This is a genomic window from Bacteroides sp. Ga6A2 (assembly GCF_000702225.1).
Lineage (GTDB): Bacteria > Bacteroidota > Bacteroidia > Bacteroidales > Bacteroidaceae > Ga6A1.
The window spans coordinates 1-13571 of record NZ_JNKX01000030.1; the positions used below are offsets into that span (position 1 = coordinate 1).

General features: G+C 45.3%; 11 protein-coding genes. 9 read left to right on the forward strand and 2 right to left on the reverse strand.

Annotation, left to right across the window (positions count from 1 at the left end; translation table 11 throughout):
* The 6 genes from T538_RS0108630 to T538_RS0108655 form a co-directional block, all read left to right on the forward strand.
* On the forward strand, positions 1-339 hold a 339-nt coding region (locus tag T538_RS0108630), incomplete at its 5' end, for a transposase (RefSeq protein ID WP_031541011.1).
* A gap of 344 nt (positions 340-683) precedes the next feature.
* Positions 684-1091 carry a DUF4332 domain-containing protein gene (locus tag T538_RS0108635; protein WP_031536135.1) on the forward strand — a complete coding sequence of 136 codons (408 nt, stop codon included), beginning with the start codon at positions 684-686 and terminating at the stop codon, positions 1089-1091.
* Between the two features lie 57 nt (positions 1092-1148).
* A complete protein-coding gene (locus T538_RS0108640; RefSeq protein ID WP_051655979.1) occupies positions 1149-1640 on the forward strand; it encodes a transposase in 492 nt (163 codons plus the stop codon).
* Positions 1641-1880: 240 nt separating this feature from the next.
* Positions 1881-3671: an adenylyltransferase/cytidyltransferase family protein gene (locus T538_RS17695; protein ID WP_197025813.1), complete on the forward strand. Its 1791-nt coding sequence runs from the start codon at positions 1881-1883 to the stop codon at positions 3669-3671.
* Entirely contained in the window at positions 3668-4882 is a 1215-nt protein-coding gene (locus T538_RS0108650; RefSeq protein ID WP_031536127.1) for a glycosyltransferase, read from the forward strand. The genes T538_RS17695 and T538_RS0108650 overlap by 4 nt, the downstream gene beginning before the upstream one ends.
* A 9-nt stretch (positions 4883-4891) precedes the next feature.
* On the forward strand, positions 4892-6907 hold the full coding sequence (locus T538_RS0108655) for a radical SAM protein (protein ID WP_031536125.1): 2016 nt from the start codon (positions 4892-4894) through the stop codon (positions 6905-6907).
* A 219-nt stretch (positions 6908-7126) separates the two neighbouring features.
* Here the strand turns inward: T538_RS0108655 and T538_RS17140 are convergent, their stop codons facing one another.
* Both T538_RS17140 and T538_RS0108665 read right to left on the reverse strand, forming a co-directional pair.
* Positions 7127-9034, reverse strand: a complete 1908-nt coding sequence (locus T538_RS17140; protein ID WP_034538962.1) for a carbohydrate-binding domain-containing protein — start codon at positions 9032-9034, stop codon at positions 7127-7129.
* Positions 9031-9402, reverse strand: a complete 372-nt coding sequence (locus T538_RS0108665; protein WP_155993082.1) for a T9SS type A sorting domain-containing protein — start codon at positions 9400-9402, stop codon at positions 9031-9033. Before T538_RS0108665 ends, T538_RS17140 begins: the two co-directional genes overlap by 4 nt.
* Before the next feature lie 205 nt (positions 9403-9607).
* Between T538_RS0108665 and T538_RS17700 the strand changes: the two genes are divergently transcribed.
* From T538_RS17700 to T538_RS0108680, 3 genes are all read left to right on the forward strand, one after another.
* On the forward strand, positions 9608-10462 hold the full coding sequence (locus T538_RS17700) for an AraC family transcriptional regulator (protein WP_031536119.1): 855 nt from the start codon (positions 9608-9610) through the stop codon (positions 10460-10462).
* 395 nt (positions 10463-10857) lie between these two features.
* Complete coding sequence (locus T538_RS0108675; RefSeq protein WP_031536117.1) at positions 10858-12507, forward strand: family 43 glycosylhydrolase; 1650 nt, start codon at positions 10858-10860, stop codon at positions 12505-12507.
* 512 nt (positions 12508-13019) lie between these two features.
* Complete coding sequence (locus T538_RS0108680; protein ID WP_051655981.1) at positions 13020-13571, forward strand: hypothetical protein; 552 nt, start codon at positions 13020-13022, stop codon at positions 13569-13571.

The window sequence follows — 13571 nt, forward strand, 5'->3', positions numbered from 1 at the left end:
AGGGCCGACTCAGAGAACAGAATCAAGGAACTGAAATACGATTTTTCGATAGACGACTTCGTATCGCACAACTTCTGGGCGACAGAAGCCTGCGGCAATTTCATAATCATGGCATACAACTTCATGTCGCTGTTTCGCCATGCATTGATGAACTCCGACAAAAAGAAGTTCCTCAAGACAATCCGCTACGAACTGATATCAACACCCGCATATCTGGGAAGGACAAAGAACAAGCACATTCTGTACTTGGCCAGGTCGTTGAAAACACGACGATCCTTCCTATCGATATGGGAAAAACTAAAGGATTTCTCTCTGCCATACAGCACCGAGAAAGCCTAATGACCGATTTGGGATAAACAGCAGAATATAAGCATCATATCGCCCGGCGCAGCCGTTACAAGCAATAAAAGGCAAGTCCGCAGCCCCTTAGTTCTGCCAAATTTCCCTGTTCGGCAACAAGAATAAAACCGCGCGTATACCGCTCCAACTCCGCTCGCTGCCCAATGGGCGCAATAACCCGCCCTATCGCCAAACCACAAAAAACATAAAGTCAACATTTTTAAGAGATATTAAAAAAACTTAAAAAAACAGAGTTACAGCCTTTTTTTTATTGTTTTTATAGATAGTTTGCTATTTTTGCCACAACAACATACTTTTAATACAAATTACTAAAATTTAAGATTATGAATTACAAGATTGTAGAAATCGAAGGCGTAGGCGAGGTTTATGCCGAGAAGTTAATTGCAGCAGGCATCAAGACAACCGACGATTTGCTGGCTAAGTGCGCCAAGCCAGCCGGACGCAAGGCTCTGGCCGAAGAGACTGGCATCTCGCCTAAACTGATTCTTACTTGGACTAACCATACCGACCTTATGCGCATCAACGGCGTTGGTCCTCAGTTCTCCGAGTTGCTCGAGGCAGCCGGCGTAGATACCGTAAAGGAGTTGCAGCATCGCGTTCCTGCCAACCTTCACGCCAAGTTAGAAGAGGTTAATGCGCAGAAGCATCTCGTTCAGCGCGTCCCAGCCGTTGCCGAGGTAGAGAAGATGGTGGCTCAGGCTAAGGAACTTCCGGCAGCAATGGAATATTGAGACAGAAAAGATAGATAAGCAAGCGGGGCGGCAGAAGGACAAAGTGCTTTCTGTCGCTTGTTTTCTTACATCTCAAAAAACTTTCAAATCTCAAAAGATCAAAGCATTCGTTTTGCGAAGAAGGAGAATAAGGAAAAGTACCCTGGCATAATTAGAAGGATTGTCTATTATGCCCCTGAGTTGCATCGGAGTTTTACCTACTATACAAACAATTACTATCTAAGTGCCAAAGACATAGCCTTGCTTTACAAATACCGATGGCAGGTAGAACTGTTTTTCAAGTGGATAAAACAGCATCTTCAAGTGAAAAGATTTTGGGGCGAATCCGAAAATGCAGTTCGCATACAGATACATATTGCCATCATAACATACTGTCTTATCGGAATTATTGAGCATGACCTCAGTCTTAGGCGTCCAGTCTTTCAAGTAATGCGAATCTTAGGAAGTTCTTTACTTACCAAGGACAACATTATGGACCTCTTTTCCTCGCCAAAGGATATGGAAGAACCTAATGACGGACAACTAAAAATTGACTTTGATTTCAATTAACATTTTTTTAGAGACACTAGTGACAAAAAGTATAGAACTTTTCAAAAAAAATCATATCTTTGCAAGCCTAACAACATTTCTTAAGCAAAAACTTAGTATAAAAAGTTTTTCACAACAAGAAATAAATCGATTTACCACTAACTTATGGAACATGAACTACAAACAGACCGGAAGTCAAGTATTCTTTGCGCTGAGAACGCAAGCTATTGGCGTGAAACTGCAATTCCGCTACTTGAAAATATGCTTCCGCAAATTATCAAGGACTATTACGATATTAACGTAGCAAGCGTCTGTTTCAACAACGAAGGTCATTCGAACATAATATGCATAATCACGTCCGAGAAAGGCGAAAAGATTACATTCCGCATAGAACCACCTTTTATAAATTCAAGAAAGTACGACGACTTTAAAAGGATTATAATAAATCCTAAGAGTTTTGCCGTTCCCATGTTCTGTTATCATGAAAAAATTCTTCCAGCACCACTAAATGACTTTAGTATTGCCGGATACAATTTTATAGAAGGAAACACAAAATACAGATGGTATGAAGTTCCGAAAGATGACGATCTGAAGAAAATTGTCAAAGCCTATGACGAACTGAACGAAAACCTTCGGTTTATTGATACAACAAATGCTTCTGTTGCATACACAGAGCGGTTTAACGAAGAACTTGATGCCGTAATAAAACATTGCAACAACATCTGCGACAAAAGCATTGAAGCCACATTCAATAGTAGGTTTAACGACTTTATTGCCAATGCAAAATTGCTTCTTGCCAACATTAGTCGCATAACAAAAGACCTTACTCCGCACTATGTTCACAACGATTTTCAGCCGGGCAACATTTTGTTCAATGAAAACGATATTTCTGGAATCATAGACTTTGAGGACTTAACACTCGGATATACCGAAATTGATACCATTCTGTCGGGGTTCCGCATAGCTAAATCAAACGGGAGCAATACGGAATTAAACATAGACAGAATATGTCTGAAAAAATTCATAAGTCACTTTCCATCCGCTTGGAAGATATTCGAAAACTATGGTTACAAATTCTTCCTTTCTTTCTTCGCTCTAAGGGAATCTGTAAGATATATGCTGTCGGCTATAAACAATCTTGACGTGATGAGGACAAACATCGGCTTTCTGCCATGCTTTCTGACTGTTGCCAATTATTATCACGAGCCACTTCGCTCACTTATCATATTCAACGGCAGAAATCTTCCAGACGAAAACGAACTCCGAAAGATAGAGAATAACTGCGACGAGATAATTTTTGTGCAACTTTACGAACCTATAGACACAACAAACAGCAGCATTGTTGCGGCAAAACAATATATTGAGTGCACAACATCTAAGAGATTTTATCTGTTTCCTCTTTTTGCCGACAATATGCCCGCCTACCGACTTTTGTTACGCCTCGAAATCTTGTGTCCGCGGTTCAATAACGTGTATGTTTCAAAAGAGATATGCAAATATCATCTGTCACTTCCATCAAAATTCGTATTCCACTCTTTCCAGCCTCAACAAACAAACGAAAGTAAGGATGACAGAAGCCGTGCCTTGTTTATTACTCGTGCACAGCCTTTCCATAATGGGCATCTGGAAATTATAGAAAAAGCACTCGAAAAATATGATGAAGTTATAGTCGTTTTGGCAAGTGCCGAAGCGTCTTTTACTGAAGACAATCCTCTTACAGCGGCACAACGTATGGAAATAACAAACGCCGTTCTATGGGCACGACATAATGGGCATTTCTGGATATTTCCAGTAGCATACAACAACTATATTGCAGAGAATATGCCCGAACTAAAACTTCTCTGCCCCGATTTCAACGTTGTATTTTCTACCAACCCCGTACATGCAAAAATGGCACGTCTTGCGAATATTCCAAGCGAAATGCCAAAAATAAAATCGGACGTAAGAGCAACGACAATAAGAGAAAATGTTAAAAAAGCACTTCCGGCAGATAGTATGATGCCACGGGAAGCTCTGCAAATATTCATGAAATACAAAGACCAACTGATATGAAAAAAATACTGATTGCAACAGTTCCTGAGAAGGGACATGTAAACCCTCTTATTGGAACAGCACAAGAACTTGTAAAATTGGGTGCAGAGGTAGCATTCTTTGCACAACGAGATATTACACCACAACTAAACGCTGCCAAACTGTTTTGTAAGTGCTACACGCCCGGAAAGAACACCCCGGAATTTGTTCTTCCCGACGAGTTTATAACAAGCGGAGAGCTGTTTGCCCAGAAAGTAAAAGACAAAATGTGGTTGCGCCGATGGATAAAAACACTTCTCATAGATTGTGCCGAAGGACAAAAAGCTGGCATAGAGGCTGCCGTCAAGGATTTTGAACCCGACATAATGGTGTGCGACCCTCTTTCTTACGCAGCAGCCATCGTTGCCGAAGAAAGAAACTTGGTGTGGGCTGGCGTGAGCAACTCGCTCAACCCTGTAATACCCGACGATTGGAACTGTGATTTGCTCGAAACTCTGCGTGTTTACGATTCTGATCGCAAACGTCTGTTTGCCAAATCAAAACATGACATCAAATTCAAGAGTAGTGATGTCATCTCACCATACCTTAACATTGTTTTCACTTGCGAGGAGTATGCCCCACGAAACCTAAGCGGAAACAACTTCTCGGAATATGTAGGTGCACCTTTCAATATCACAGACTTTAAGCGAGGTGATGAAACGGACTTTCCATTCGACAAGCTCAATCCCGACAAACAAAAAGTCTACATGAGCCTTGGAAGCCAGCTTTATTACAATCCACAACTGTTCATTACTGCATACGAGGCCTTGAAGGACATGAACGTACAACTCATCTTTTCGGTAAACGAACTCTGCACAGATGAATTTAAAGCCATATTCCCAGCCGACAGCATTATCGAACATTATACTCCACAACTGCAACTGTTGCCACATATCGACATGATGATTAGTCACGGCGGAGCAAACTCCGTTATCGAAGCACAGACATTTGGCGTTCCGCTCGCTCTCTTGCCAATATGCAACGATCAGCATCTGCAAGCCATGTTTATGAAGAATGCCGGGGCTGGCATCGTTCTCGACCCAAACAAGCCTGATGCAACGGAATGGCGAAAGGCTTTCGAAACACTTTTAGACAAAAACTCTGCTTACTGCCAGAAAGCACGCACCATAAAAGACGCACTCTGCAGACTTGGTGGTCCACAAAAGGCAGCTAAGCTAATCTACAAACTCTAAAGACAAAACATGGAAACAAAAATTCTATACGTCTCACCACATCTTGACGATGTTCTGCTTAGTATGGCTCAGAACATAAAAAATGAAATAGCCAACAATGCCAACGTAACAATTGCTACTTTCTTTTCGGAAGGAAATACTGAGACAAGAAGCCTCTACGAAAGTCGACGCAAAGATGATGTATGCGCAATTTCAAAAATCGGAGCAAAAGCCCTACACATGGGTTTTACTGATTCATATTTTCGCGACAGTCGTTTCTACAACTATTCTTCCATTATGTTTCACAAAGAATGTACAGAAACACAATTATTTAATGACATACAGAAGAAACTGCGAGAACTGCTCATCTGCGGGAAATACGCAATCTGCTACATTCCTCTTGGCGTGGGCGGACATGTTGACCACAATATAATTTTCCATGCAGGGCGACAACTTGCCGAGGAGATGAACGACATAGACTTTCGCTTTTATGCCGACATGCCATACGCTCTTATAAGCGAGACTATCGACTTCCGCATAGCTGAAATGTTTGGCTACAAAAACCACGAATACACTTTCCGTCCTCTTCTCGACAACAATTTTCACTTTCTGAAAACCTATTGCAACGATGATGCCGACCGGGAACGAAGCAGTTGTCTGTTCAAAGCAGACTACAACACATACAAGTCATTACCCCTCACTCACGAAGGCGAATATTTTCCAGTAAAGATTGTCATCGAAAAAGATTTCGACAAAGCGGAGTTGATTGCAACATACAAAAGCGAACTGCCCGATTTGTTCGGCAACGAAACCAACCAGATAAATGCCGCCGAGCAATACTTTATGTTTCAGGCAAAAAATAACAGCAGCATACGCTATGTAAAAAACAACATGTCAGACTCAAAAGACTACTGTGCTCGCATTATTAAAAACGGCAAATACACTATAATGCAGACAGATACGATATGGTATGATGATACAACAAAGTCGCTATACAATCAAGTATACTTTTTATTCGAGAAACTACGAGTACTTGGCTGCATGTACAATCTGGCACCACAGGGATACCGATATTGCTTTCAGGCTGAAGACATTTTCGAAGCCGAAATATTCTACTCTGGTGATGACTCCGAAGGAGATTTTTTAAAACGATTCATTCCACGTCTGACATCGCCAGACTGCAAGATACGGCTTGCACCTTCTCCCGACGGTCGTCTAGGAATCCGTGCAAAGTTTCTTCTGAAAGCCATCGAAACTCCCGACGGGAAAAAATATCACATCAACGAACAAGGAACAATAGACTGCGAAAGTTTCGAGGTTCACGTAAGCGAGCATTGTAACCTAAAATGCAAGCAATGTTGCAACAGTTCCCCCTTCAACAAGCCGAGATTTCTCAGTCCCGAAGAAGTTCGCGATATGTTCACATTCGTAAAAGCAAACCTGAATCCTGATGTCATCAAGATATCTGGTGGCGAGCCTATGCTCAATCCTCATCTTGGCGAGATTATCAATATCATAAAGGATTTATTCCCAAAAACGCCACTGCGAATAACAAGCAACGGACTTCTCTTCAAACGCTTAAAGGAAGAAGATTTTTCGCGTCTTGACCAACTTTGGATTTCAAATTACAGCTCTATGCCAGTTCCGGATAGTACGATTGAAAAAATTCGCAATCTTGCCCAGAAATATGAAATAGTTTTGAATATAAAGGAAGTGCAAGAATTCAGCAACGTCATTTCAGAAGAGAAACTAACACAGACAAAAGCCGAGGACAGTTTCAGAAACTGCTGGATGCGCCATCGTTGCTTGATTATACGAAATAACCGTTTCTATCTTTGCACTCGTGCCGCATACATAGACAGTTTTTTAAAGACGCGACACAATCTTGATACCGACTATTCTGTCCGCGATGGAATACTTCTTAACGACCCGGATTTCAAGAATAAGGCATTGGAACTCTTAAACAGAAACAAGCCTATAAACACTTGTGTTTATTGTTTTGGAAATACCGGCAGTTCATTTCCGTCTACACAGATGAAAATGTGATTTTCTTTCCACGATAAGATTGCCTAAACATTCCATATTTGACTTAAAGAAAGACTCTATAATAACTTTTTCGCCCCCATAATCCCATACAAAAATACAATTCCCCCGCGCTTCACAGCGTGAGGGAATCTTCATCATTCAATCTTTACTAAAAAAACAATTTTAACGAGTGCAAATATAGCACTTTTTTTCGTAATTATCTCAATATTACCCACTTAATTATCTGCCACCCATACCACCGCTGCTGGCAGTATACGACGATAACGATACCGACGAGCCGCCGCTTACCGTTGCCCCAACGTAGCCCGCTCCGTCGAATATCTCCGTTCCGCCGCTAACGCTTACGCCGCTCTTCAGCGTAGGAGTTGAGGCACCCGACACCACAAGCGTTGTGCCGCCCCCCGACGGAGTCTTGAAGGCAAAAGTATCGCCGCCAACGGTAAGCGCGTACCACACATTCTTGTTCCACGACGAAGCCGAATAGCACGACTGCGAAAGACTTGCCCCTCTCTCCAGTCCGCCAATGGCAACTATCGTTCCGCCCGTAACATACAGTTTCTTCTGCTCCTCGCTGTTTGCATCTATTGCCACCTCGGGCGATGCTGCTCCTATGGCATACACAAGTCCACCCTTAATGTAGCAGTTGCCGTTGGCGTCAAGACCGTCGTTGCCCGTAGAGCAGGCATACAAATAGCCGCCGCTCACGGTAAGGTCGCCCGAAGCATTAACGGCATCGTCGGTAGCGTTTATCGTTACCTGTCCGCCCTTTATGTCTACCGTCTGCTTGCTCTCAATACCCTCGCCGCCTGCGCCCGAGGTGGTTATGCTTATCACGGCGGCATCGCTTACAACTATAGCCCCGTCAACCTTTATGCCCTTTGGCGACGACTTGTAGTCGCTCGTGTAACTGTCAAGTTGCCTTGATGTTGATATAACCGACAGCGTGCCGTTTGACGATGCCACCACGGCATTGCCCGATGTCCTTACCACAACCGTTCCGCCCGTAGCCGTAAGAGATCCGTCGCAGTTTATGCCCTTGCCGCCTGCGCCCGTGCTTGTAAGCCCAAGCGTTCCGCCGCTTATAATGGTGTTGCCGTCCGAACTAAGGCACGATGAGGCCTTTACCGACTTGTCGTCGGTGTCCCACACGCCGCCTCCGGTTGTCTTGACGGTCATCTCGCCGCCGCTTATCCTCAGGTCGCCGCCTGCCTTTATGCCCTTGGCAGCATCAGCCGAGACTGATATGTTCAGCGTTCCGCCGCTTATGTATATGTTACCGCTGTCCTCTTCCTCGTGGTCGGTAGTCTCGCCAGTCGAAGCCTCGCCGTCCAAGTCGCATTGTATGCCGTCGTCGCCCGTTCCGGCTATGCTCACCGCTCCGCTCTCCATAGCAAAGTATTCGGCACACGATATGCCGTCGCCCACGGCCGATGTTATGTTTATGGCAGCATTCTTCAGAGTCATGTACTCGCCGGTCTTTATGCCGTGCTTCACGTTGCCAGCCACATTAAGCGTGCCCTTCTGCGCAAACTCGGCGTGTCCCTTTATGTAAAGACAGGCTTTCTGCGAGCCGTCCTTTGCGTCGCAAAGCGTGTTTGTAGTGCCGGTAACCACCTTTACCTTTATGCGCTTGCCGTTTTGTATATGCACGGCCGCGCCGCTATATACGGGCGTTGTGTTGGTAAGCGTCACACCGTTAAACTCTACCGTTGCCTTGTACGAGCCTTCCATGTAGAACTCGCCGTCGGCCGACGTGCCGTCGAGGGTGTATGTAACCTCCGATTCCAGACTCTCGCTCTGTACTATCGACACGTGTGCCCCGCTCACCGTTGGCGTAAGGTATTGCGCCACGTTGCCTGCCACCCTTACCGTTGCCGATGTGCCGTTGTAGGTAACGCCTACCGCTCCGTCGGTAACGCTCGTGTTGTCTACCGTCATGCTGGTAATCTCGGCAAGGGCAAATGTCTTGCCCATAACGGTAAGCGTAGTTCCGCCCGAATATGTCATCTCGCCTGTCTGGTCTGCCGGAAACTGATATACTACGCTACCCACTCTCACGTTAAGCGTCTGGCCTGCGGCTGCTATCGTCAGCATCACAAGCGTTAATAGTGCATATACCCTCTTCATCTCACCACAATCTTATAGGTTTTCTGCTTTGTCTTTACAATGTACGCGCCCTTCTTCATCTGCTCTCTCGAAACAGTACGTCCCCGAAGGTCGTAAATCTCGGCAGCCTCGTCAAGGGTTGCGTCCGTAACCTCTTCTATGCCCGTAGTCTCATCGGCATTAGAGAAGTACATCTTGGTAAGGTTCGACAGGTTAAACGACTGCGAGCCAGCCGTAAGTGTTGTGCCGCTTATGCTCAGCGCAAGCGACTCTACCGCAACCGAAGCCCTCGCTCCGTCGGCAGTCTCGAAGGTAAGGTAGGCATAGCCGTCAGCACGGGCAACAAGTACTCCTACCGCCATCAATAATGTCAGCAAAACTTTTCTCATTGTAATTGATTTAAAAATTTCTATCATTCAATTCTTACATATATATTCTTATATCCGATTTCAACCAACCGGTTTTCAGAGGCCAAAATTAGAAAACATTCTTCATTCGCATAAACCCGTAAAGATTGAAATGTTTGACAAAAAGTCGGATAAAGCATAATAATTCAGTCAGAAGACAGTTATACAAACATCTATATTTCCACTTATGACTACATTCAAACATCCTCTTGCAAACATGGCTGAGCAGATTGAAAAGGTTGGACTGGCGGTGCTCGAGAACGTAACGGACATGCCGGTATATGGCGAGCCTTACATCTCGCCCTACCTCGTCATAGCCCTTAACCACAGCGGATGGCTGCGGGCAGAATACGACATGCACCCGGTTGAGTTCCGCAGGCACGAAACGGCAATAATCTTTCCCAACCACATATTGTATGCCCACGAGGTGAGCCCCGACTACAGGGCTACGCTCCTCGTCATCTCGGCAAGGTTCTTGGAGTACATAAAGCAGATGCATCCGGCGCATTATCACGTTGAATACCATTACAACACATCTTTCAAACTTAACGGCTTCCAGTTCGATACCATATACACCTGCTTCAGGCTGCTAAACAGCATAAGCCTACTGAAGCACCCAAAGCGCGACGAACTTATGGCGGAGCAAATGGACATTCTGGCCGACATGACCGAGACTTTCATACGCGAGAACGGCGCGATGACGCTGCAAGACGAGCAGCCCGTACAGCAACTGCTCTCGCGCTTTCACAGAGCCATAGCCATACATTATCGCGAAAGTCGCGAGGTTCGCTTCTATGCCAAGCAACTATGTCTGTCGCCCAAATACTTTGGCAGGGTTATACGGCAAGCCACAGGCATAGGCGCAGGCGAATGGATTGCACGCTATGTAATAATACAAAGCAAATATCTGCTTAGGCAGCACCCCGAAATGACAATACAGCAGATAAGCGACGAACTCGGCTTCTCCGACCAAACCGCCTTCACCCGCTACTTCAGAACATACACCCAAATAACTCCAAAAGAATACCGGGAAAGAGAATGACCTTCTTTAAGAATTCACAATTCATAATTCACAATTCACAATTATCAATTTCCCCCACACATTATCAATTATGAATTTTGAATTTTGAATTATGAATTGAACAGAGTTACAGTTACAGTTGTTACAGTTAATTTTCTAAGTGGTAGTTTATGAATTAATGAAGCCAACCGCCAATTTTGAATTTTGAATTTTGAATTCTGAATTATGAATTGAACAGAGTTACAGTTACAGTTGTTACAGTTATTTTTCGAATGGTAGTTTATGAATTAATGAAGCCAACCGCCAATTCTGAATTATGAATTTTGAATTTTGAATTATGAATTCAAAAGAATTTACTACCTTTGTCCCCGAAGTGTAATTTTACAAATACCAATATCCTAATTTATCTTAATTGTATGAAAGGCAAGACATTATTATTACTTGGCGGCATCACGCTTCTCGCCGCATGTAGCAGCCAGCAGGCCACCAACTTCAACGCGCCCGAGGCTACGCTCACAACCATCGGCAACCCCTACATCCCGTTGTGGGACCACATTCCAGACGGCGAACCCTACGTCTTCGACGACCCCGACAACCCCGGCAAAAAGCGCGTGTATGTATATGGCTCGCACGACATCGAAGTAAAAAACTACTGCGGACGCGACCAAGTGGTATGGTCGGCAGACGTCAACGACCTCAATCATTGGCGGATGGACGGCGTAATACTAAAGGTAGACAAAAACGGCAAGGGCGAACCGCAGAAGGAAGCCGACGTCCTCTTTGCGCCCGACGTTACAATGGTGGAGAAGGACGGCAAAAAGACATACTATCTCTACCCCAACAACCAAGTGGGCGGCAGAAACGGAATGGTAGCCAAGAGCAACCGCCCCGACGGTCCGTTCGAGGTTATCAACTGGGACAAAGCCAACCCCGATACCACCAACGGCGTGTTGAAATTCGACCCGGCGGTATTCGTCGACGACGACGGCAAGGTGTATGGCTATTGGGGATTCGGCACATCGCACGTTGCCGAACTCGACCCCGAAACGATGGCAACAGTCAAGAAAGGAACAAAAGTAACCGTAAGAATGATTGGCGGTTTTGAAGACAAGGACGACAACGATTTCCGTTTCTTTGAAGCCTCATCCATCCGCAAAATAAAAGACAAATACGTGTTCATTTACAGCCGTTTCACCAAGGACGGCGAATTTGGGCTGCCCACTTCCAACTACACACTCGCCTACGCATACAGCGACACCCCAACAGGCCCGTGGACATACGGCGGCACTATCATCGACGGCCGCGCCCGCGAGAAAGACCCCGACGGCAAAGTGTTCGCTTCGGCCAACGTAAGCGGCAACACCCACGGCTCTATCTGCGAAATCAACGGCAAATGGTGGGTATTTTACCACCGTCAGAATGGCCTGAACGAATTTTCACGTCAGGCTATGGTTGCCCCTATCAGCGTAACCGTAGAGGAAGGCAAAGGCGGCAAGGTTACAATCTCCGAAGGCGAGTACACGTCAGAAGGTTTCAGCACCGAAGGCCTCAACCCGCTCGACATACACCCTGCCGGCATCTGCTGTTGGTACACCGGACCAAAGCCCGCCGTACATGAATGGCCCAACAACACCTTCTACGGCTCATACGTAGCCGCAGCATACGGCACCACGCCCGAGTCAAACCTAAAAGAGCCTTACGCCCTCAAAAACAACATCAACCCCGTTGTAAACAATACCGACGGCTCTATCGTTGGTTACAAGTATTTCAATTTCAACGGGCTCAACGGCAAGCAAGATGTCTACCTCCTCCTCGGTATGATTCCGCAAGGCATTGAAGGACAGATTGATGTCTATATCGACCGTCCGTGGACACAGCAATGCGGCAAGTGCGTCGGCTCGCTGAAGATAACCCCCGATATGCCGCAGACCTCCGCCGAGCAGCCCGTCAAACTCGACAGCGTAAGCAATCTTACCGGCAAGCACGCCGTCTACCTGTTGTTCTCTTCGGCAACCAAAGAAAAATCCATCTGCACGTTAGAGACCATCAGGTTCGCAACAAAATAACCTCTTCGTTATTAACCCCATAAGACAATCCCCGCTTCTTAAATATAAAAGAAACGGGGATTATTTTGCTATCCGCCCTTTCGTTATAATACGCAAGTTCGGCATAAAAAACAAGTCCCCCTCCCCGTATCAACCTAAAAGCCCCCTCGAAAGCGTTTCATCATAACGCACCCCCAAACAGCCTTCGGAAAAAGAGCATATCGCCATCAGCCCCCCCAAAAAAAACGAGCCCCCAAAAATGCCGCGCCACGATATAACAGAAAAGCAAAAAAAGAAGCACAATTAAAGAAAGCAAGAAACCACTCCTAAAAACAATATTTTCTCAAAAAAACTTTTGCAATAACAAAAAAAATACTTCCTTTGTATCCAATAATGAAAAAACAAATATCAATCAATTATGAACTCAGCCCCTTCAACAACTTTCACCCAAAGCCAATCTTCAATTAACAATACATTTTCAATTGACAATTCTGAATTGTGAATTATGAATTGTGAATTATGAATTTTGAATTATGAATTATGAATTCAAAACATTGTCAATTCTTCTTCTTTTCGGTTGCCAGCACGAAAGCCAGCCAGCATACACACTCGTGCAGCAAGACTCCGCCACCTGCATATACCACAGCCCCACGGCAGAGGGCACAATAAGACTCGTAGCCACATCCCCCTCGACCAGCCGCATTGAGCATGTAAGAGGCAACAGCATCGTAAGTTCGTGGACGTTAAACTACCCCGTCTACCGCTTCACCTGCGGCGACGTTACGGGCGACAGCATCCCCGAGATTATCGTCGGACCGGTAAAGGCAACAAGATACCGCCGCGAGAAAGACAAACGCCTGTTCATCTTCCATCTCTACAAAGGCACGCACATACGTCCGCTATGGCTCGGCTCAAGGGTCGGATGCCCACTCATCGACTTCAAGGTCGAGACCGACACCATGCCCAACATGATACACACGTGGGAACGCAAGAATAACGGCGACACCATCGAGGTGCTCTACCGGCAATACGGATTCGGACTGAAGTTCGTACGATATATAACAAACAAAGAAAACAAACAATAA